The sequence below is a fragment of the Enterococcus mundtii genome, from assembly GCF_002813755.1.
GTDB lineage: Bacteria > Bacillota > Bacilli > Lactobacillales > Enterococcaceae > Enterococcus_B > Enterococcus_B mundtii.
The window spans coordinates 18,113-40,844 of the sequence record NZ_CP018061.1 but is presented as its reverse complement, the minus strand read 5'-3'; the positions used below and the strand labels follow the sequence as shown (position 1 = coordinate 40,844).

Genomic DNA, 22,732 nt, shown 5'->3' with positions numbered 1-22,732 from the left:
ACTTTTATTTTTTCATTTTGCTAAAGCAGAAATCATCAATAACTCAGTTTCGGGTGTCACTGATTGATTTTCTACTTGACGATCGATGTGATACTCCTTCTGATTGGTCACGACCACCACAACGACTGGATCAAATCCTGCTTGTTTGATTTTTTCAATATCAAACTCAAGTAAACGCTCGCCTGGTTGCACCATCTGCCCTTCTTGAACAAGGGCATGGAAACCTTCACCTTGTAACTTGACTGTATCGATTCCTACATGAATCAGTAATTCTACTCCGCTCACCGTTCGTAACCCGATTGCATGACCTGTCTCAAATAGCATGGTCACTTGTGCTTCTTCAGGAGAAAAAACAATACCTTCTTCTGGAATGACCCCGACACCTTCGCCAACCATCCCACTAGAAAAGACATCATCTGGGACTGTTTCAAGAGGAATCACTTGCCCTTTGACTGGGCTCACGATACCCCAAGTTCCTCCCCTACGACTCTCGTTCTCTTCTTGTGTGGTTGCTTCTTCTTGATCTTTAAAAAATACCAAGCCACCTACAAACGACACAACAAAAGAAAGAGCTGTACAGACGAATGCCCAGACAAGATTCATCGGTTGATCTGCACTGGCAAACATAGTGATACTCGCAATCCCTGGTCCAACCAATGCGAAAGCTTCTAAAGCCATGATTCCGGCAAATATCCCGCCGATGAAACTAGAAACCATCACGATACTCAATACCCTTTTGTGTAAGATCGTGACCCCATATAATGCGGGTTCAGTGATACCAAACAAAGCTGAGATTCCTGCAGAAATCGCTGTTTGTCGCAATTTCATATTTTTTGTCTTTAAACTTACGGCAAAACATGCACCAGATTCAGCGATATTGTGAGCCAAAGAAGCCGGTAAATAGAGCATCTCTTTTCCTAACTCTCCCATTGAAGAAACAGCATAAGGAATCATCGCTTTGTGCATACCAGTAACGACCATCAATGGTAGAACTGCGGCAAGTAAGCCTGTTGCTAACCAGCCTAATCGTTGATATAACTCGACGATCAAATACGAGAATGCGCCACCAACGTTATATCCTAAAGGGCCTAAAATCAGCAGTGCAACTGGAACAGTCACTAATAAAGCAACCATCGGAACAAAGAAAATACGAATCGGCTTCGGAGAAACCTTCGTGACATATTTTTCGACGATACTGTAAAACAACACCGTTAAGATTGCTGGGAAGACTTGAGAAGCATACGCAATATTTTCAATTGAGAACCCTAGAAAGGAGGTTCCGTCTGCTAGAAGAGTTGCCATCTCTGGTAAAAGCAAAGCACTCACTGCTGAAACAGCTACGATCTCATTGACTTTTAGCTTTCTTGCCGTCGTCATCGCAACTAAAATCGGTAAGAAATAAAGAGGCGCTCCTCCGATCAAATTCAATAGAAGGTAAGTAGATGAGTTTGCATCCATGACACCCAATAAAGATAAGAGCAGTAAAAGTGATTTTAAGACACCGCCACCTGCAATCGCGGGAATCAACGGTTGAAAAACTGAAATGATAAAATCAAGTAAAATTGTTCCAACAGGTTTCTTTTCTTTGTTTATGTTCTGATCTGCAGAGATTTCTCCGATCAGTTTGGCTAATTCGTCATAAACTTCCACTACTTCATTCCCAATGATTACTTGGAATTGAGCATTGCTACGAACACCGATGACCCCATCTAAGCGTTCTAACTCTTCACGATTTGTTTGTTTGACATCTTTCAACGTAAAACGAAGCCTAGTTGAACAATGTTCCAAATGAATGATATTTTCTTTTCCGCCAACGAATTGTAAAATATGCTTTGCTAAAGTTTGATAATCCATTTTTTCCACTCCTTCTTTCGTTTTCCTTTTTCGCTGCGCAGACAAAAAAGAAAAAAGCAGGCAAGACCATAAGAAATAACAACAAAGGATTCTTTGTGTGTCTTTCTTTAGGTCCTGCCTGCTTTACCAGTCACATGCCTGTTTTATTTACATTTACTATAACAAGTATTTTTTAAAATTGCAACCCCTTTCTTTTTATTCATTTAGCCACGGTTAAAAATCTCATAATCGATTTCATCGACTGATTTTGCCACTAGGATCGCTGAATACACATCAGAATTGACATTCAAAATCGTGCGCAACATCCCTACTAACCATTCAACACCAGTCGAATCAATCAATTTGTCATTAATTTTTATTGGTCATTCGCCACTCGCCACTCTAACTCGTCTAACAGCGGCGTATAATCCACTTTGGTAAAATCAGTCACATCGAATGTATAAAGCGTTCCAAGTTCAAAGTGTTCATACTTTCGATCATTTATAACAGCTCTAAATTCTTCTTTGGTGATATGATTGGTTCCTAACGATCGATCGTCCAACGTATCTCCATAATGATAATGGTCCATGATATAACTCAAATGACGTTCAGGATCACGATCTCTTTTATAACGTCGTTGCCATAGTACATCAAAGTCTGCGTGCAAGCGAATCGTGATCACTTCATAGCCATATTTTTTTGATAACGCTTCTAATGGTCCTTTTTGTTTGTCACTGAAAGGATACTCTGAAACAATCACTTTCTTCCCAGCTTCCATGTACAGTTCCAACGCCTGATAAAAGAATGGATACACCTTGTTTTTTTCTTGCTCTGCTCGTTCAGCTAAATTATCGAACCCAATTGATTCAGCGTAATACTCTTTGACTTCATCTAAGGTAAGACGATACATCGTTGGAAACCGTTCGAACAGTCGTTCCATCAAATAGGTTTTCCCTGTCCCAGGACTTCCTGCCAAAAGAAACAAATATTTTTTTATTTTAGCTCTTTCCTGCATAGATCTCACTTCCTGTATTCAAAAACAAGCCGATTTTATGTTTGATGATTGCCTTCACTGCTTCATTGGCTGGGATCACGTTGTGGCGTAATGATCGGCTGACTTCTGTTTCACCAAAGCTTTCTTTTGCGGTTTTCGTCCAGTTGACAAGTAGCTCTGTCCCAACATTGAATTTACGGATTCCGTGATTGATCAACTCTGGATAATCTTCCTCTTTCACTCCAGTACCACCGTGGATGACCAAGGGAACATCGACTACTGCGTCGATTTCTTTCAGGAGTGGTAGATTGACTTCTGTTTTTGATTTGAATTGCCCATGATTTGTTCCAATAGCAATTGCTAATGCATCTACTCCAGTTGCTGCTACGAATTCTACCGCATCTTCGGGTTTCGTATACACTTTATCATCTTCTGCCACATGGATTCCTTCTTCCGTCCCACCAATCGTTCCTAGCTCCCCTTCCACTGAGACACCACGAGCGTGGGCGTATTCAACGACTGCTTTTGTTTTCAAGATATTTTCTTTAAAAGGTAAATGGGAACCATCATACATCACCGAAGTATAACCGCTATCGATTGCTTGCTTGATATCAGAGAAATCACGCGCATGATCCAGATGAAGAACAGCATCCACCATTTCTTCTTCAGCGATCGTTTTCACTACATTGACTAAGACATTCATCCCAATATATTTCGCCGTATCCACACTTGTTTGGATAATGATCGGCGCACCCATTTCTTTGGCTGCTCGTAACATTTCTGGCAACATCTCTAAGTTATGCGTGTTGAATGCGCCCACGGTAAAATTCAAAGCTTCTGCTGTTTTTGTTACCTCTTTTAATGTCGTATACATTTTTTTATAGCCACCTTTATTCTTATTTATTCCCTGTAATCGTGAGTTGTTTAGCAATTTGTCGCATCTCGTCCATTTTCCCCATATAATGCTCAATTCCTTGATCGTCCCCAGCTCGTGCAGCTTCTGCTCTTTTGGCATTATATAAAGACATCAACCTCTTGTACCCATCATTGATACTTTTCTTCAGTGATAAACTTTTCTCAAGCTGTTCGATTGCCTGATCGTTATCCCCTAGCTCAGCGAGTTTTAGTCCTACTTGTTCAAAAAGAACAGCTAGTTGGTCTGTTTCTTCTGTCTGGTCGATATCTTTTTTGAGACGTTCGATCGCTGTTTGAAGTTCTTCTTTTTCTTCGCTGGAAAGCGTCTGTATTACTTCAGGTTGCTCTTTTTTCTTTTTCAAAAAACCAAACATCATGATCCCTACTTTCACATTAGAATGCTTTTAAAATCGGACTTAAGATCCAAGCGTAAAGTAGTGCTACCACTACTGTATCGACATCTGTCGCTGTCGCACTAACAAATCCCATTGAATTGAAAATCGTTACTAGTAATGCTGGCAATAAGGTAATAAAGAAGCCATGAGCGATTCCACCAATGATTGCTCCTCGTCGTCCACCAACTGCATTACCAAAGATACCCGCTGTCCCCCCAGCAAAGAAATTCGTCAACATCCCTGGCAGAATCATCGCTAATCCAAACATCGGCAACGTAAACATCGCAATGACCGTACCGATCGTTGTGGTGATAAACCCTAAAATCACCGCATTCGGGCTATAAGGGAAGAATACCGGACAGTCTAACGCTGGAATCGCATCAGGAACTAGTTTCATCGCAATCCCCCGAAACGCTGGAACGATTTCGCCTAGTAATAAGCGTACCCCTGAAAGTAATACGTATACACCCACAACAAACTGGATGGCTTGTAAAAAGGCAAACATGATGTAGTTTTGCCCCCCTGATAGCTCAGCCGCAAACGTCTCTCCTGCAAATAACACAGTCACAATATAAAGTGGTACCATCACCACCATGACGGATAAATACGTATCTTGTAAAAATTCAAAGTGAGCAGGCAATTTGATGTCTTCAATCGATTTCTTGTTCTCGCCTCTTTCACCAAAGATTTTTGCTACCCCAGCCTCAAATAAATAACCGATCGTACAAAAATGCCCTAAAGCAATATCGTTTGAACCGGTGACCTTACGTATGATTGGTTGCGCCATCGCTGGCATCGCAATAGCAAAAACTGCCCCAATGAAACCACCAACTAAAATCAAGAAAAACCCACGTAACCCAGCAAAGTACCCAAATACAGTGGTCATCGTCGCCATCCATAAGATTGCTTGACCAGTCAAGAAGATATATTTCCACTTCGTAAAACGGGCAAGTAAGATATTAAAGATAAAAATAGCTAAAAATGTTAATGCGATATCTCTACCTAGACCAAGTTCATTCATTGCTTGACCATTGATTGCTTCAATTGACGGGATGATCCCTTCCATTTGGAATCCTTCGGTAAAAATTTGCCCAAAATACGTCAAACTACCGACGATGATACTCGAACCCGCACTTAAAACTTGAAAGCCTAGCAATGTTTTCAATGTACCCGAAATAATTTGACCCGTTGATTTCTTTTGCAGGATCAGCCCTAGCATCGCAATCAAGGCAATCGTGATCGATGCTTGAGTCAAAATATTTTCGATAATAAAATTGATAACGCCCATGTTTTCTCCCCCTATTTTTTCTTGATTAGATAGCTCCCTTACTTTGTAAAACTGGTGTTAACTTCTCTTCGATCTCAACTTTTGAGACGATATTTTTCAAGTAAATCATGGCTGTTGTCGGATCAATGGTAAATTTCTCAAATTGTGAACGAAAATTCTCTGCGGTAATGATCACATCCGGCTTCATCGAAACGGCTGACGAAATATCACAATGATCCAGCTTAGCTGTCACTCCTAATTTATTCAATACATCTTCAGCTGACATTTGAGCGGCAAAACTACTTCCTAACCCTGCGCCACATACAAATAAAATATTCAATTTGTTCATTCCACTCTCTCCTTCTATCTACTTAAATAGTAGTTTTTTAAATGAATCTACATTAGGACTTTCGATCAAACGAGTCAATTTCGTTTCGTCATTGATCAACTCGATCAACTCTTTCATGATCGTTAAATGAGAATATGAATCCACCGCTGCTAAGCAGAAAATGATTTTAACCGGATCCATCTCTTCATTGCCAAAATCAACTGGCTGACGAATCGTCGCGACACTCACCCCTAACTTATTGACGCCATCTTCTGGTCTGGCATGGGCTAATGCCAGATGCTTGCCAATAACGATATAGGCGCCATACTCTTCTACTGCACGGACCATCGCATCAACATAACTTGACTCAACGATATTTTCTTTCAACAATGGTTTAGCCACTCGTTCAATCGCTTCTTGCCAATTGGCTACGTGTTCTTGGATCAATATATGATTATCTGTCAAAATGTCTTTTAGCATTGGTTGGATCTCCCTTTTATTGATTTCTAAATGATTTTGCTCAAATAATGTTTCTAATTTGGTGTAGATTGGCCGATCGATCTTGCCTCCACTTTCTTCCACGATCCGCAAGACGTCGGTAAACAATTCTGTTTGCCCACTCTCTGTCGGAATCAGTCGTTGGACCTTTTGGTGAGCATTTAAAAAATCTGCAATGATCGGACGATTCGCATCGGTTAAAATAGGCTCCAACACAAGCAGTGGTTTGTTCTGATCTGATAATTGAAACGTACTGAAAATCAAATCGACATCTAACTTATCCACCAACTCCGCTTCTTTAGAACTCAATACCGCGACAACTTCGATTTGTGGAAACTTCTCTTTTAAATTTTCTGCTAATAGATTGCCTGTCGCCAGTCCATGGTGACAAACCACCACTGCTTTATACATGGACGTGACATTCTGTTTGATCGTGCTAGCAACCGTCGAAAAATGGATCACTAGAAAAGCAAGTTCATCTTCGATTATCTCTCCCCCAATGACTTCCTCGATTGTTGGGACAAACAACTCAACGGCTTCATAGATGGGGCGGTAATTGGCCCGAATATTTTCTTTCAAAGGATTCGTGACTTGGATTCGATGTTTGATGCGAATGATCAAAGCTGTCATATGTTTATAAAGATTTTCACACAGGATTTCTTCTTTTAAGTGAAATGGGATACGGGTCTGTTCCTCGACGAATTGGATCAGTTGGATCGTCAACAGTTGTGCTTGGACCCATTCCAACGAATTACTGATATCTTTTGAACTGAATGTCTCGATCGTAAAACGAAGGTAGTTTCTTTCAACCGGCGGAACGTCTGTCAAACGAAACTCAGCGATCACCTTTTCAATAAAGTCAGTGAAACCGTCTTTTTTTTCGTTACTATTTTTCCAATTGATGGCTGCAATAAGTTCATGCTTTCTGACTCGCTGGACCCAAATCATCGTAAACAGCAACAGTTGATTTTTGTAGATATCATCTTCTTGTCTGATCATAGTATCTGTATAGATGGCTTCGAGCTTTACAATCTCCGAAGGTGGAAAATACTGTTGGAAACTTCTTTGAGCTGCAGTGATTTTCGTACCATTTCTTGCTGAAAAATCAATTCTTCCTAGATTCTTATTGATCAAGTCATAAATCATCGTGCGGATGGAGCGCTCCGCTCCTTTATAGACGAGTCCCTGTCTGCCAAAACTCACGATCTCGATACCGTATTTGATCAAATCCGCTCGCAAACGACGCATATCTTCGTCCATCGTACTTTTCGAAATCATGAATGCTTCTTCCTTACGATTCAAATAAACTGGCTGTTGCTCATAAGCAATTGATAACACTAAATCAAAGGTCCTCTCATCACGATTCAACAACTCCTCTTGATAAGTCACCAATGCTTCTGCCAGTCTTTTTTCTTCCTCATCGCTTAAACGCAACAGAAACCCTTGCTTACGAACCGTTTGGATCTCTCCCAGCTGATTGGCTCGCAACCAACTATTGGCATCCAACACATCTTGACGAATCGTTCGTTGACTGACTTGGTACTCTAACGCTAATTGTTCCGCTTTGATTGGATAATGATATGCTCTAAATCTTTGAAGTAACTCAATCGTTCTCGTTTTCATATGATTGATTTTCCTTTCTGAACCAAGTATATGTTGGCGCTTCCAAAATAAAAAGTAGAGATTTCTGCCAATTAAGTTGGCAGAAAAGTAAGAACACCTTTATAAATTTTTTTAAGCAAGTTAGTAGCAGGAGTACCTACTTTCGAGAAATAAGCCGCACAAGTCGAAAATAGTCTCTCCTATTTTTGGCTTGCGCGGCTCATTTTCTGAAAAAAAAAACTTCAGGAAGCTCGCTTATTCGATTGTTTAGAAATAACCCTTTCGCTCAACCAAACAGCTATTTTGTCACTCGTTTTAGTTGGTTGATACCTACTGATACGATCGTTAAATAATTGAAGAAGTAACTCAATCTTTGACAAAAACCTAGTTTATCCAATAGTGGAAGGTGATTCAGCACTGGGATCCTTGCCAGTCCGTAAATCATCGCACTCAGCAGACTCAAGCTTATTAAGACGATATACATTCGACTGATTGGTTGATTCGCTTCTTTTCGATAGAGCAATAAAGCAAAAACCGGAAATAAAAGAAAGCCACTATAACCTAAACTAGAACCAACATTATGTACCCACGTTGAGAAATCCCACGAAGTAGCTTGGGTGTTAAGACTAAACAATCCTGTAAAAAGGCAATCGCCTATTGCATAGAAACCTAGTGAAATAATCAACCATTTCGCTAAATGAGTAGATACTTTTTCAAACGAAGAATACAATGCAGGTAAGGATAAGATAAAAAAGATGCCTGAAAAAACAGAACAAACAAGAAAGAATGTTCTCACTGGACTTGTGACGTCACCGAATACACTGATTGGCAGCCTCAATTGATCTAAGCCTGGATAGAACAAGCCCAAAATATAAGGTGTCGAAAAATCACTCAACACTCCTAGAAATAAAAAATAAAGCCCATATCGTCGTAAAAAATCCATGTACTCCTCCAAAACACTTTTATTCTTATATACAGAATAACATTTTCAATTTAATTGCAAAACAAAAAATCCTATTGATTCTGTCACACTCAGTGAGTTAGGATCAAAGGATTTTTTGCTTTGACATAGCTTATTTACTATATTCTCAAAAAAGTTATCTTTTTAAAATCAATGGCTCACGACGCGCTAGTTTAAGTGAATGGATAATGAATGACCTCTTTGTACGTTTCAAATAATTCAGCATTCAATTGATCGCCACCATCTATATTGGCAGAATAGAAAATCGGTGGATGTTTCACTCCCTCAGAAATCAACTGTTCACAAACTTCTACAATGATCGTATTGAGAATGGACGCTCCAATCACCGTAGAAGAAGGCCCGACCTTTTGTGATAGACCTGTTAGTTCACAACACGCATCTCCGATATCGCCGTGGTTATCGATCACGATATCCGCAATTTCAAATAATCGTTTCCCTGATGAATGGCGACTAGTTACAGATTTCGAGTAGGATACATTTGTTAGTGCGATGATTTTTACTCCTTTTTCTTTTGCCACTTTAGCTAAGTCAATAATGATCGGGTTTCTGCCAGATACTGAATGAAGAATCAATACATCATTTTCTTTAAAAGGAATCGTTCCGGCTATGGCCATTCCATAGCCTTCTAATCGCTCCATTTGACTCGTAAAGGTTACTGGATTTCGATCCAACATCACTTCTCGTCCAAATATTGCATTGATCGTCATCATTCCTCCAGCGCGGTAATACATTTCCTCTGCTAAAATACCCGCGTGGCTGGCGCCAAAAATATAGATCGAATGTTTTTGTAAATTTGCTTGCGTCAATAATTTAATTGCTTTTCCAATTGATTGCCTTTCTTTTTCTTCGACAAGTGTTAATAGTTCTCTGATTTTATCCATGTAACGAAACATTTAAAACCCTCCAAACAAACTGCTGATTCCTCGTCCAATCATTCCCCACAATGACAAATCGTTTCCGCCAAAAATCAAGATCCAACTTTGGATCGTTGTACTGAAAATCATGGCAGAAAAACCAACTAAAGCAACCATTGCGACAGATGCTGCAATCGTTCCGATAACTGCCCCACGAAAACCGCCTTGGCCTTCACCAATGACTGCGGCTCCACCACATTCAAAGAAACTTGTAATGACCAATGGTACGATCAGTACACCAAATAACTGGAATGAATTTGCTAAGACAACTAAAATCGTTGAAGTGATCATCGCAACGATAAAACCAATAATGACCGCATTCGGACGATAGTTGAATAGAATCGGGACGTCAAAAGCAGGTTTCGCACCTGGTACCACTTTTTCAGCAATTCCTTGGAAAGCTGGAATAATTTGATTAATCAATAAACGAACACCATACAACATGATCAATAATCCGGCACCGAAATTCAACCCAGCTTCAATGGCAAACATAACAAGATTCCCACCTTCTGGAATCAAAACTGGTGCGATGATCCCAACTACCACATTCATAAGAAACATGACCAGTGCACCCGTTATCGAAATTTCACGGAAAAATGAAAGGTTCTCTGGAACATTGATATCTTCTGTCGATTTTTCTTTATTTCCCACACGCTTTGCCACAAATCCTGAAATCAATGATAAGATCCCTGTCGGATGACCGATCAAGAAAGAATCATCACCGGTAGCATCCCAAACATATTTGCGCATGATCCATGGCATGAATGACCAATAGCAAGCAGACAATAATGCACTGATCCCAATCAGTAAAGTGCCAGTTAGACCAGCCTCTACTCCGGCAGCTACAAATACAAATGGGAACCACCACAGCATGTGCCCAGTCAGAAAAATCGTTTTGACTGGTGTAAACCGAGCAATCAACAAATGGATGATCAATCCTAAAAACATGGCTAAACCGACTGTACCACCGTATTCTGCTGTAAAAGTCACATCAGATAACCCTTCAGTAACTTGCACACCTAATTGTGTCTGGACCGCTGTATTGATAGGAGCTATCGTCCCTACCAACATATTTACCCCAGCCGTTAACGCCACCATCCCAAAGGCTGCGGTCAAGGAACCTTTGATGATTTCTGAAAATGACTTTCGTTGGATGATCAAACCAATCATCGCGATCAGGGCTAAAAGAACAGGTGGATTTTTCAAAATATGATCGCTAATAAAATTCATCAGTCTAGCCCTCCTTGTTTGCTAAATATTGTTCTAATTGTGCTTTCACTTCATTTGTATCCATATATTTTTTGATTGGATAAACAGGCGCTTTGACCGAAGCTTTCAGTTCTGGAAGTAATTCATTACTAGTAAAATAAACATCTGCTTGAGTCGCTTTTGCTGAGGATAAATCAGTATTCTCTACTGTAGCTTTAAGCCCTAGCTCTTTGATCACCTTATCAATCGACATTTTTAAAACCATTGAACTTCCAACACCAAATCCACATACTGCTAAAATTTTCATTTTTTCTTCCTCCTTAGGTTAGTAATTGGATTATTTGTTCCTTATTTCCCGATAAAATAGTTTGATACTTCACTTCATCCATAAATATGGACATGATTTCTTGCAATTTTTCCAGATGGCTCTCACTATCTTTCGCAGCTAAGATCAAAAATATTTTCACCGCTTTTTCTTTCATATCTACTGCATTTTTTACGACTAAAAGACTCATGCTTTGTTCATTCACTCCTACGCCTGGTTTGGCGTGCATGAGGGCAAAATAGTCGGTTAAAACCATATATGGACCATGTTCTTCTACACTTTTGATCATATTATCCAAATAGGTATGCGCTATCATTTTACTTTTTAACAAAGGCTCACTTGCAATCTCAACGGCAGTCTCCCAATTTTCCACTGTATCGATTACTTGGATCTGCTCTTTTGCCAATAATGGATCAATTCTACTCATTCTTTTACCTCCAACATTTTTGAGATGAACCAGTTTTTATCACCAATCCCTTGCATGATCAGTTTCATCACTGCTTCAACTTCTTTCACATCTTCTTCTCGGATCATCAATAATACGATGATATCTGCTTTTTGCTTTCCCCAATCAACTGGTTTATCCGCTACTAATATCGCAATAGTAGTCTCTTCTACGAATAACGGATTACCATGAGGAATCACAAAACCGTTATCGAGATAGGTAGATTGGATTGCTTCTCGGTCAAAAATCGACTGGGTGTATTGTTCTTTTTTATAGTCATTTTTAAAGTTTTGCTGCTCAATCAGAAAATGGATTGCTTCTTCTTTTGACTCATAATGACCAAAATAAATATTGGCCGCAAGCAAGTGTTTTGTTTTTTCAGGCAATATCCGCCTTTCCTTCATATGCTCATGATCAATGACTAAATCGATATAATGATTCATGATTCGTTTCATATCACGACTAGTCACCATGGGCGAGATTCTGACGACAGGCTTTGATTGCTTGGGTATATCGACTGTAGAAATAATAAAATCAATTTCTGATAGATCCATGTAAGTCAACTTATCAATAGAGGCAGTTTCAATGCTGTCAATCTCAGGTAAGATTCTTCGTATTTTGGCTGAAACAAATGAACTTGTTCCAATGCCATTCGGGCAGACAAATAATAATTTGTTCAATCGTTTGATTCTCTCAATAGCAGCTTGAAAATGGATGGTGACAAACCCAACTTCATCCTCAGATAGATTCACTTCACTTGGCCAACAAAAATCTTTTAATGCAAACCATACAACCCCATAAATGGATGGATAATTTTGTTTGATTTCGTCAATCAATGGATTGACGATCGTTGTTTGCGCTTCAATTCGCAAAAGTAATTGATACAGATGAACTAGAAGATCTTCTTCTAAACGGTTATCTTGTGTTAAATCAATCTGGATACCTTCGCTAACCTTTTGGATCAATTGCCGAATTTTCCCACGAAAAGCAAAAGGAATATTTTCACTTTTCATAAAGAATTTCAAGCCACTTCCTACGATAATGTAAGTTAAATATTGGACCTCTTCTTGCGTGAACTGATAAATTTTCTGGTCTTCTAATTTTTTTAATAGTTCATACACAAGCGGGTACTTGTTGAACTCCAAGAAATATTTTCCATACTGATTCTTACCAATCAAATCTATTTTTTTACCCTCTTTTGAGCGTTGGACAATCAATAAAATTGAAATCACAATGCTTTTGAAATAACTCTCTGGAATCTCCATTTGTTTTTCGTTGATTCCTTGACGAAAAGCTTGCTCAATTCTTCTTAAAAGTTGCTGTTCTACCAGTTCTGCTACCACTTCTAGTTCATTGAAATGATTAAGGATGGTCCGCTTCAACACACGTTGGATTTGAATTTCATTTCCTTCAAAAAATGTTCCCGAACGATCAAATGTCAAATTCAATCCTTCTTTGGTAAAAATATCCTTCACATAAGAAAGATCATTGGCAATACTACTTCGTGAGACAAAGTATTCATCAGAAAGCTGTTGGTAACTTAAGTGCTCAAAATTCAACAGTCGATTGAGAATGGTTATTCTGCGCATTTTATTTTCCTGATAGTGCATAACTGTCATTTTCCATCACCTTCTATATTTACTATAATTTTTCTAACAACCGATTAGAAGACCAAATAAATCATTAGAAAATAATGAGATAGTCTGCACATTACTAATCGAAGTCTTTTTTTAGTATACTCAGAAACAACTAAATAATTCTACTCGCAGTAAAAGACATGAAAAAAGCCAACAGACGATTGCTGTGGGCTTAAAAAAAATGTACTTTGAAATGATGGTAGAAAGATTCCTCTATTACAATTCACTCAAACGACTTTTGATCGAAACAGCCTCGCCATTTCTTTTTCTAGCACCTAATTCACCAATTGCGGTAAATAGTAAGTCACTGGAAGAATTCAGCGCTGTTTCAACTGAGTCTTGGATGACCCCAATAATAAACCCAATTCCTACCACTTGCATCGCAATATCATTTGAGATGCCAAATAAACTACAAGCCAAAGGAATCAACAGTAATGAACCACCAGCTACTCCAGATGCACCACAAGCAGCTAAAGCCGCCAAGATGCTTAAAATCAATTTTAAGCCAAAAGAAGCTTCGATACCTAACGCTTGAACAGTCGTTAACGTCATCACTGTGATCGTCACTGCAGCTCCCCCCATATTGATCGTTGCTCCTAATGGAATCGAAATGGCATAAGATTCTTTTGTTAATTTCAGTTTTTCTGCCAACATCATGTTGATCGGAATGTTCGCCGCAGAACTACGAGTAAAGAAGGCAGAGATTGCACTTTCTTTTAAACAAAAGAAAATCAATGGATAGGGATTTTCTTTGATGAACAAAAAAGTAAGTAATGGATAGATGACCAAAGCAACAAAGAGCATCGTACCTACTAACACAAGAACTAATTGGAGATACTCGGTCAGTCCAGAAAGACCTGTTGTGGCAATCGATTCATAGACTAATCCCAAAATACCGATCGGAGCGAAAGAAATAATCAATTGGACCACCTGTGACAATGCGACTGAAATCTGATCGATAACTTCTTTCGTTGCTTCTGTACGTGTCCGCAATGCCAACCCTAATAATACAGCCCAAAATAACACACCTAAATAATTAGAATCAATAATTGCTTGAATCGGATTTTGAGTGACATTGGTCAACATCGTAGATAAAACAGTCCCTATATTTTGAGGTGCTTGTTCCGAAGCTGTTTCTTGTAGCGTGATCGGCACTGTAAAAATCGAGCTAGTGATCACCGCAACAAAAGCTGCTAAAAAAGTTCCGCTTAGATACAATCCTAAAATCGGCTTTACAAATGTTTCATTCCCCATTTTGTGTTTCGCAATCGAAGCAGCAGTTAAGAAAAACACTAACAGCGGCGCAATCGCTTTTAAACAACTAACAAACAACGTTCCTAATAAAGCAATAAATCCCCAGGTCGGTAAAAAAATACCTAATATTATACCAATTAAAATACCACAACCAATACGTTGAACTAACGACATGTCCAAGAATTTCTCTAACAAACAACCACCCCTTTATAGTTTAACAACCATTCTAACATCTTCATGAGAGAAACAAAAGGGTAATTTTCAGAAAATTCTTATTATTTATCTTTTTAGTAATTACTTATTTTTATAATTAAATTTTATCTAATCGTGCAATCTTACGCTTTATTATTTAGATTTATTAAAGGAACAAACTTTAAAAGTAGTTTATAAAATAACCAATATATGTTATAATATTATTAAATGTTTTTAGTAATAGATGAAAAAAAAGGAGAAAAAGATGAAAAAGAATAAATATCAATTAATAGATATCATGTTTATGCTTTGCTTAAGTATGATGTATGTACTACCTTTATTTTTGACACATGGAATCTTACATAACTCGTCTCAAGACACATATTTTCATTTGTCACGCCTTGTAGGTTTAGATAATGTATGGGATTCTCCAGTCAATTTTAATAATTTTGCCCATCATGGTACTATGATAAACGTTTTCTACCCTTGGTTAACTTTTTACCCGGCTAGTTTTTTCTTTAAAATTACAGGTAATCTTGTATTGAGTTATAATTTATACTATTTTTTCATAACATTTTTAACAATGTTAATAGCTTACTTCTCAATGAATAAATTAAAAAGAAACAGATACATCGCTCTACTATTTTCTATCATATACACATTTGCAGGCTATCGCGCAATTGATATCTTTTTTAGAGCCTCACTAGGAGAAGCAGTTGCTTTAACCTTTTTACCTCTAATATTGGTTGGTTGTTATGAAATATATGTGGGCGATTATAGCAAGTGGTATTGGCTTACTATTGGTATGACTTTAGTAGTCTATACACATTTACTATCGGTAGCAATGGTTACAGGCTTTATAGCTATCACCATAATTTTATCTTTTTATTTTTGGAATAATAAAATGTCTAGATTATTAAGCTTGTTAAAAGCAACTACAGTGACCTTTTTATTAAGTGCGGCTTTTTTAATTCCATTTATTCAGCAATCTAGCGCACAAGAACTCAAAGTACCTCAAGGAAGAGAATTAATCGGGATGGCTCCTAGTGATATGCTCTCTCATATTTTAAATAATAACTATAGAAATTATACAATCGGATTCTTTATTTTTATTGGATTATTAGTAACTTTTACTTTTGTAAAAAAATTGCAAGTTACTGATAAATTCATTTTCGCGCTTGGTATATTTACACTTTTTTGTTGTACTAGTTTATTTCCCTTAAAATTACTGAACAGTACCCCTATAAAGAGCCTACAATTTATTTGGCGATTGAATGGCTTCACTTCATTGTTTTTAGCTTATACAATAAGTATCTTAATCTATTATAATTTATATAATAAAAAAAATATGATAAAAATCATCAGTGTTACTCTAATTGGGATTACCCTTCATTTTTCTGGGATAATTAATCTAGTAGCGAATAATGACTCATTAACTCGCATCGAACCTGAAAATGCTATTTCTGCTGCCGAGAACTACCAGCATACTGATTATGCAAATAAAGAATCAATAAAATATCCAGATGTGATTAACAATCATAAATACTTCCTTAATAATGAGGAAATAAAACCCGAGACTTCTTTTACTAATAGTAAATATACAATTAAAGTTGATAATAAAAATAATGAAAAATCAGTTTTCACAACATCTCTTTACCATTATGATGGACAAATCGCAACAGTGAATAACACTCCAGTTGAAACTTCTTTATCTTCAATAGGTACAACTGAGTTAGTCATCCCACCCGGTAAAAACACAATTGTGATTACTTATACCTATACAAATCTCGCTATTTTCGCAAGATATCTCTCTCTAATTTCATTGATGATTTTCCTGATTTTTCTCTTATATAATTCCTATAAGACTAAGTTAGGATCCCATTATACTCATATCACGAATGACATTTTTTAGTTATTTAATCATGATAGAGAATCATCTATTTCAATAACTATAAAAAGAGGACTGAAGCATCTTATTGATTCTTCAATCCTCTTTTTTGTCATCTTATTTTATATGGTTGATCATTTATCCTCTAAAGACACGCTATCAATCTAAAAATATCGGTTGAATAAAATCTGCTTGCCAAATTTTGTCTTTTTCAGAGTAGTTGAAATACCATACTTGCGAAAAATAAAGCCTTTCCCGCTTATCTCCTGAAATCAACTGCTGGTTCTTTCGATCGACTAAGTAATCGAAACAACTAAAATCGATTCGAATAGAGAAACTAGTATCATTGATTTGTCGGTAGTTAGCCAATTCTTGAATGGCTATTTTCGTTGTATGATTTCTTACACCGTCATCTTTATTTTTTTGTAACACTTGCTGATGTTCTTCAAATAATCTTGAAGTATAACAATTTTTTGCTTTTTCAGGAGCCTCTTCTTCCCAAGATTTTTGTATTGCATAAAAGATTCTGTTGATCTCAGAAAGCAATTTTTTCTTTTCACGCTTTGTTCCAGGCATTCTTGATAACAAATCATTGATATCCATATTGTGCGTTTTCTTTTTTTTAAATAAAGAAAAAACAAATATACTTCCTAATGATAAGCCAACAAAGAGAAAATCTTCTGATGTACTGTTACTATTAGTCGTCCGACTCCTCCGATAATAGGAATTGGAACCTCCCCCTATCGAACCGCCACCAGAGCCCCCACCGGTTGAACCACCACCATGCCCACCTGCTACGGCAAAAGTTTGAACGGGCGTAAAAAACAAAAAAGCCATGATCAATAGACAAATCACTTGATAAGTTTTCTTCATCTGAACCCTCTTTCTCAATCCCCCACGATGATACCTTATCAAATAATTATTACAAGATTCCTATGGAACAATGAATGATTTCCTAATTTTCTTTATTTGGTAGGATTTCTTGATAGATTCTCAAAGATACAGCACCTATGCTCCTAAATGCTTAGAGGTGGACTAAAAAATACATACACATTCAACAGAAACTTAAATTTTGGTAGTCATATTATTTCTTTTCACACATTCATCTTTTGTTTATCCTCATAATCGATTAGAATAATGGGTTCAAAATATACAATCATTTCAATTGATAATCTTTTATGTAATTTTCATCTTTTTTCAATTTGATATTTAGAAGATGCATCTGGAACTTCTCTAAAATTTGATATGATTTTTCCAAATATTAATGAAATTGTAGGTGATACTAATGAAACAAAAATAACTTTCCAAAAGTCACCTGATAAAATTGCCGATATAAATAGGTAACCTATAAACATACCATATACACATGATAAAAAATTACTCAGAAATACATAAATTTTTGACCTTTTATTTTCAACAAGTACTAACTGTACAATTGTCGTATCTTTAACGATTTCTTTCACTTTCTTATTGTTATGTAATAGTCGACAGGTCGATATTATTCCATATGTACTAAGAACACTACCAATCAATAGAGCTAAATATATTGATTCAAGATAGCCCAAAAATATAAGAAAAGGACTAATTACAAAAACTCCGAAAATTCCATAAGATTCAGGAACATAAAATTGTATTTCAGGTATTTTTTTACCTTCAAAAATTTCTGCTGATCCAGTTACTTTATATGCAGTCCAACTTTTTTTCGGAGCGTTGTCGTAAAAGGTACTAAACGGAAAAAAGTTTCTCAGCCTCATTAACTTAAAATAATCAACAATGTACAATCCATCATTTAATTCCAGTAAATAATATCTGCCATTAATTCTTTTAATCTCTTGGGCACAGTTGTTTCCTATCATCTAAAGCCTCCTTCAAGTTTCTCAGTTGATTCTGGAAAATTTAGCACTATAAGCTATTACTTAATTAGTTTCAAAACAGTTCTATAGTATTTTATTTCTGTGATTTTTTCATAAAAAACCAACCAAAACGATCTTCCTCCTCATCTTTAAATTGTATTTGATGGGCTTAATAATCCTTGCTAGCATTCTCATTAACTCAATATAAAATTAAAAACCAAATGTTTCTCCTTCCAATAAAGATTTTTTTCCTAAATCCCCGTATTCTTTTTTCTTAGAAGTATGTTTTAGATCAATAACTTTACCTTTAGGGATATCCAAATTATTTTGCTTCCATTCTTCTAAGGCTGTTAAAACTGTTTTTTCATTTTCACTTATATATCCTTGATATAAAATTTCTCGAATGTCCTCGTTATTAAAATACGCTATTTCTTCAATATTATTTAAACCAGTTAGTTGATTTACTGCAGCATAATCTAAGTAATAAATTTCCTCTTGCATCTTCAAAATCGGTTGTCGCGCAACAATTAGTAATGGCATAATTCCTTCTTTCATGTACACAACACTACCCAAAGGCAATAAGTTAGTTTGTTCCATATGTATTCTCCATTCTAGTTATTATAGCTGTTGCTATTAGTAGGCTCAATCTCTGTATTTCCGACTTCTATTCCATAAGAAATTTAATACAAAAAAAGGATATACATATTTACCGATCATCTTTATCAAATATTATTTTATATTTCACTTTTTTTGTTGAATATATTTTGCCATTATATATAGTACTCACAAGAATAAACACTGTAAGAAAAAATAATAATCTTTCTTGTATCAAAAAAGGAAGCACTAGCGTAAATATGCCATAAAATATAAGCAATCCTATCCCTACTATTAATACCTTTACGCAATGAATCATCTTCATTCTTCTCACCACCACTTTAAATTTTTTTGTGTAATGATCAATGGAGTAATTGCATATCCCTTACCTATAAGCTTTAAAGAACTACCTCTTTTTTCTAATTCCATTTTTAATCTATTTTTTCTCCAATAAGAGACAACAGAAAGACAAACGACTAATGTTAACCAGAAGAATAATAAATTGATGATTCCTTCCAACATATCTATTGGCAAATTACTTTTGCCCCAAAGCCAATTCTGTGGAATAAAGTCCCTCACTAAGTTACTTAAAGGAAGTCCAATGGCTACTCCTAAATAACTTTTTTCTGATTTTTTCTTGATTTCCTTCTCCATTTCTAAACCAGAAATACTGGATTCACTCAAAGAAATACTGGCTTGATAGATCTTTCTATTAACTCTATATTGCTTTAAACCTACCATGAAATTGTTTTGTCTTATTAAATATTCTTCATTATTATCTGAAATCAATAGACACCAACCTGGAATTACTCTTTTTTTATCAAAGCATAAATTTCTAATCTCACCATCTTCTATTTCCATATCATTTACTCAAGATACACTTTCTAACATTATATATTTCACATCATTATTAACGAACCAAACTTTACCATTGAACAAAAAAATTTTAACTATATAAAAACTCAACAAACTTAGCAATCTTGCTTGTACTAAAAAAGGTATTATAAACAAAAAAATGATTGTAAAACAAATAATCAAAGCTAGACCAACTAGATTATTTATTGTCCATACTTTTTTTGTATATTTAGAATTATTAATCAGATTTATCTTTCCTAAAAAACTTACATCAAAATCATTATTCATCATTTTAAAAAGAAAATTTCTTTTTCTAAAGAAAGAACAAAAGTACAAGCAAACTATTATAGTTAGCCAAAAAAACAATAGATTTTTTATACCTATAGAAAAATTAAAAGATTGATCAGAATTATCCCATAACCATTCAACTGGAACTATTTTTCTTATTATTGGATATAATACTAAAGCAACCGCACTACCTATGTAATTACTGTTCGATTTTTTCTTATAATCTTTCTCTATCTCTTTACAGTCTACAGAAAAACTCATTAAAGAAGTATTAGATTTATATATTTCTCTCTTCAGATGATAGTTGCCCAACCTTAACAAATTTGAATTCTGTCGAACAACAAATTCTTCATTGTTTTCTGTTACTAATAACAACCATCCGCGAATAATTTTATTTTTTTGAAATGCAATATTATATATTTTCCCACCAATAATTTTACGGCTATATTCCATCTAATAGGCCTCCAATAAAACCACTCACCCCTTCAGTGAAATCACCCCATCCAGATACTACTGCTTGTCCCACACTATCTTCAAAATCTCTAACAAATTTAAATTTTTCTCTTAAAATATCATTCGCAATACCTACACCTATACCTACAGCTATAGAACCTACTATACCAATATTTACAGGAGCAGAAATTAGTCCAACTGCAGCTAATGCTCCAGTACTAAGCTTTATACCACTTACTACTCCTGCACTAGCTAATCCTGTAATTATTCCTTTTCCCCAAGCCTCTTCAGCACTATCACCTGAAACTATATCTATCCCTACACCAATTAATAATCCTGCTCCTTCTGTTATTACCTTACCTCCATATTTAAATACCCCTTTTATTGCATTCTCAGCCGATTCTCTTGCAGCTAGAGTGGCTCCAGGAACTTCTCCCAAAATCTTTCCGTCTGGTAATTCTAACGAATATCGGTTTTTCCAGATATAGTCGGAAGCATCTTGACCATGCTGTATTCCTTTTTGTATAAATAGTTTCTCTGTTTTCTCACTAGCCAGAGTCCCCCCTGTTGTTTGAAGTACTGAAATAACTTCATCATAATTTTCTATATCCATTTGATCAGAAGTAAACCACTTTTTATTTATCCCCTCGGGTAACAAATATGAACCATCTGTCCGCACTCTCGTATTCTTTAACACTAATACACCCTGCATTGCCAGTTTCAATTCATCCAAACTATGACTGAATAATCCACTAGTTTGAGAATTGAAATTATGTAATTTTTTTAGCTTATTTTGTAATTGATCAATATCTTGTTGAAAGCTCTCTGACATACGATTTAGATCTCGTTGGACATTTAGCAATGTTTCGAGAATGCCGACGAACGGATTACTTTGTGCTTGGGACTGAACAAAAGCAGAAGTCGTGTCTACTGATGCTTTCATAACTCGCGTCGTCGCCAGTTGCTGGTTCAGTTTGTTCTCATCCAAGTATCCTTCCATTGCTACAATCTGATCCGCGACTTTATACCTTTGTAGCTCCTGTTCAATTTTTTCAATCGCATTCGTTGTTCGTGTAATTGTCGGAATGATCAATTCACTAAATAATCCTTTTCCTGCTGTATATGCTGCACCAGATAATTCGTTTCCGTTAACAGCTGACACGACTTTTTGACTTCCTCTCTTTAGTTGATTGATCGTTTCTTTACTACTGGCTAAGTTCTTCTTTAACGCTGACATAAATTCTGATGATTCCCCACTCACATAAACTAATCCCACTCAAATGTTCTCCTTTCTGCAAACAACTCTTCTCTTTCTACTTCTAATCCTTGTAAAGTTTTCCTGTACGAAAAATCAAGTTCTTCATGTGCCTGATGAAATTGTTGTTGAAATGTTTGTTGCTTTGCTTCATACTCCTTCTGCATCCAAATTGCATTGGTCATACCTTGTTGGATATCTTCATGATTCAATTCAGATAATTGGCGAAAACCTCTTTGAAGTTCTTTTTCTAATTGAAGGAGCTGGTTTTCTAACCTACGTTTCCCATTTGCTAATTCGTCTTGTTGCTGTTCCACTTTCCAAATTTCTTTTTGATTCTCATAGATCATTTCATTGTCTATTGACATTCATTCACCTTCTTAGATATTTGATGGTTGATTTCTTGCAACATTCTTTTTCCTAAACGATAGCTTTGCTCTTTAGATACTGTCCTTCTTAAACTAAATACGAATTTTTTCTGAATTATTTTCATATTTAAAACGATTAAAACGATTTTTATTATTTCATAAAAAAATGAGCTCTTTGATCAAATAAAATAACTGATAAAATTAACTTTACACCTTCGATATATTTCCATTTTAATATAATAATCAATTGAAAAATAGAACATATCATAAAACGTCGTTTTGGTTTCATAATCGTTAAAATAACATTAAAAAAAGACCGTCATTTATTGACAGTCATTCGTGATATCGATCATTATTTCATTTATGATACGGAGCTGCCTATCATGAG

At 36.1% G+C, this 22,732-nt stretch carries 22 protein-coding genes and 1 pseudogene; 1 reads left to right on the top strand and 22 read right to left on the bottom strand.

The window, feature by feature from the left end; all coding sequences use genetic code 11:
• Window positions 1-12 precede the first annotated feature (12 nt).
• From EM4838_RS00225 to sstT, 15 genes and pseudogenes are all read right to left on the bottom strand, one after another.
• Window positions 13-1,854 (bottom strand): beta-glucoside-specific PTS transporter subunit IIABC, encoded by a 1,842-nt coding sequence (locus EM4838_RS00225; protein ID WP_071866184.1) that lies wholly within the window; start codon window positions 1,852-1,854, stop codon window positions 13-15.
• A 203-nt stretch (window positions 1,855-2,057) separates the two neighbouring features.
• Window positions 2,058-2,180 (bottom strand): annotated as a pseudogene (locus tag EM4838_RS00220) (dicarboxylate/amino acid:cation symporter); the annotation flags it as partial.
• A 29-nt stretch (window positions 2,181-2,209) separates the two neighbouring features.
• Entirely contained in the window at window positions 2,210-2,830 is a 621-nt protein-coding gene (locus EM4838_RS00215) for a P-loop nucleotide/nucleoside kinase family protein (protein WP_071866225.1), read from the bottom strand.
• A gap of 1 nt (window position 2,831) precedes the next feature.
• Complete coding sequence (locus EM4838_RS00210; protein WP_023518997.1) at window positions 2,832-3,701, bottom strand: class II fructose-bisphosphate aldolase; 870 nt, start codon at window positions 3,699-3,701, stop codon at window positions 2,832-2,834.
• A gap of 22 nt (window positions 3,702-3,723) precedes the next feature.
• The gene (locus tag EM4838_RS00205) at window positions 3,724-4,116 is read right to left on the bottom strand and encodes a hypothetical protein (protein WP_071866183.1); all 393 of its coding nucleotides are present in this window, start codon (window positions 4,114-4,116) and stop codon (window positions 3,724-3,726) included.
• A gap of 19 nt (window positions 4,117-4,135) precedes the next feature.
• A complete protein-coding gene (locus EM4838_RS00200) occupies window positions 4,136-5,425 on the bottom strand; it encodes a PTS sugar transporter subunit IIC (protein ID WP_071866182.1) in 1,290 nt (429 codons plus the stop codon).
• 25 nt (window positions 5,426-5,450) lie between these two features.
• A complete protein-coding gene (locus EM4838_RS00195; protein ID WP_010736508.1) occupies window positions 5,451-5,753 on the bottom strand; it encodes a PTS sugar transporter subunit IIB in 303 nt (100 codons plus the stop codon).
• Window positions 5,754-5,771: 18 nt separating this feature from the next.
• Window positions 5,772-7,853: a BglG family transcription antiterminator gene (locus EM4838_RS00190; RefSeq protein WP_071866181.1), complete on the bottom strand. Its 2,082-nt coding sequence runs from the start codon at window positions 7,851-7,853 to the stop codon at window positions 5,772-5,774.
• 277 nt (window positions 7,854-8,130) lie between these two features.
• On the bottom strand, window positions 8,131-8,775 hold the full coding sequence (locus tag EM4838_RS00185; protein ID WP_071866180.1) for a DUF998 domain-containing protein: 645 nt from the start codon (window positions 8,773-8,775) through the stop codon (window positions 8,131-8,133).
• A gap of 191 nt (window positions 8,776-8,966) precedes the next feature.
• Window positions 8,967-9,707 (bottom strand): sugar isomerase domain-containing protein, encoded by a 741-nt coding sequence (locus EM4838_RS00180; RefSeq protein WP_071866179.1) that lies wholly within the window; start codon window positions 9,705-9,707, stop codon window positions 8,967-8,969.
• Window positions 9,708-10,958, bottom strand: a complete 1,251-nt coding sequence (locus tag EM4838_RS00175; RefSeq protein ID WP_071866178.1) for a PTS ascorbate transporter subunit IIC — start codon at window positions 10,956-10,958, stop codon at window positions 9,708-9,710. It lies immediately after the preceding gene.
• A 4-nt stretch (window positions 10,959-10,962) separates the two neighbouring features.
• Entirely contained in the window at window positions 10,963-11,244 is a 282-nt protein-coding gene (locus tag EM4838_RS00170) for a PTS sugar transporter subunit IIB (RefSeq protein ID WP_023518991.1), read from the bottom strand.
• Between the two features lie 13 nt (window positions 11,245-11,257).
• Window positions 11,258-11,689 (bottom strand): PTS sugar transporter subunit IIA, encoded by a 432-nt coding sequence (locus tag EM4838_RS00165; protein WP_071866177.1) that lies wholly within the window; start codon window positions 11,687-11,689, stop codon window positions 11,258-11,260.
• On the bottom strand, window positions 11,686-13,326 hold the full coding sequence (locus EM4838_RS00160) for a BglG family transcription antiterminator (RefSeq protein ID WP_071866176.1): 1,641 nt from the start codon (window positions 13,324-13,326) through the stop codon (window positions 11,686-11,688). The genes EM4838_RS00165 and EM4838_RS00160 overlap by 4 nt, the downstream gene beginning before the upstream one ends.
• 234 nt (window positions 13,327-13,560) lie before the next feature.
• Window positions 13,561-14,793, bottom strand: a complete 1,233-nt coding sequence (sstT, locus tag EM4838_RS00155) for a serine/threonine transporter SstT (RefSeq protein WP_071866175.1) — start codon at window positions 14,791-14,793, stop codon at window positions 13,561-13,563.
• 262 nt (window positions 14,794-15,055) lie between these two features.
• Here sstT and EM4838_RS00150 point away from each other — a divergent pair, with 262 nt between their 5' ends.
• The gene (locus EM4838_RS00150) at window positions 15,056-16,702 is read left to right on the top strand and encodes a 6-pyruvoyl-tetrahydropterin synthase-related protein (protein ID WP_071866174.1); all 1,647 of its coding nucleotides are present in this window, start codon (window positions 15,056-15,058) and stop codon (window positions 16,700-16,702) included.
• A 135-nt stretch (window positions 16,703-16,837) separates the two neighbouring features.
• Here the strand turns inward: EM4838_RS00150 and EM4838_RS00145 are convergent, their stop codons facing one another.
• The 7 genes from EM4838_RS00145 to EM4838_RS00110 all read right to left on the bottom strand — a co-directional run bounded on the left by EM4838_RS00145 (window position 16,838) and on the right by EM4838_RS00110 (window position 22,344).
• Window positions 16,838-17,551: a TIM44-like domain-containing protein gene (locus EM4838_RS00145; protein ID WP_071866173.1), complete on the bottom strand. Its 714-nt coding sequence runs from the start codon at window positions 17,549-17,551 to the stop codon at window positions 16,838-16,840.
• A gap of 314 nt (window positions 17,552-17,865) precedes the next feature.
• Window positions 17,866-18,534, bottom strand: coding sequence for a hypothetical protein (locus tag EM4838_RS00140; protein WP_233433751.1), 669 nt, complete (start codon window positions 18,532-18,534; stop codon window positions 17,866-17,868).
• A 207-nt stretch (window positions 18,535-18,741) separates the two neighbouring features.
• Entirely contained in the window at window positions 18,742-19,128 is a 387-nt protein-coding gene (locus tag EM4838_RS00135; RefSeq protein ID WP_071866172.1) for a DUF4176 domain-containing protein, read from the bottom strand.
• Window positions 19,129-19,455: 327 nt separating this feature from the next.
• Window positions 19,456-19,986, bottom strand: a complete 531-nt coding sequence (locus EM4838_RS00125; RefSeq protein WP_071866170.1) for a hypothetical protein — start codon at window positions 19,984-19,986, stop codon at window positions 19,456-19,458.
• A 9-nt stretch (window positions 19,987-19,995) separates the two neighbouring features.
• On the bottom strand, window positions 19,996-20,721 hold the full coding sequence (locus EM4838_RS00120; RefSeq protein ID WP_071866169.1) for a hypothetical protein: 726 nt from the start codon (window positions 20,719-20,721) through the stop codon (window positions 19,996-19,998).
• Entirely contained in the window at window positions 20,711-21,997 is a 1,287-nt protein-coding gene (locus tag EM4838_RS00115; RefSeq protein WP_071866168.1) for a hypothetical protein, read from the bottom strand. The genes EM4838_RS00120 and EM4838_RS00115 overlap by 11 nt, the downstream gene beginning before the upstream one ends.
• Window positions 21,988-22,344 (bottom strand): hypothetical protein, encoded by a 357-nt coding sequence (locus EM4838_RS00110; RefSeq protein WP_071866167.1) that lies wholly within the window; start codon window positions 22,342-22,344, stop codon window positions 21,988-21,990. The genes EM4838_RS00115 and EM4838_RS00110 overlap by 10 nt, the downstream gene beginning before the upstream one ends.
• Window positions 22,345-22,732 lie beyond the last annotated feature (388 nt).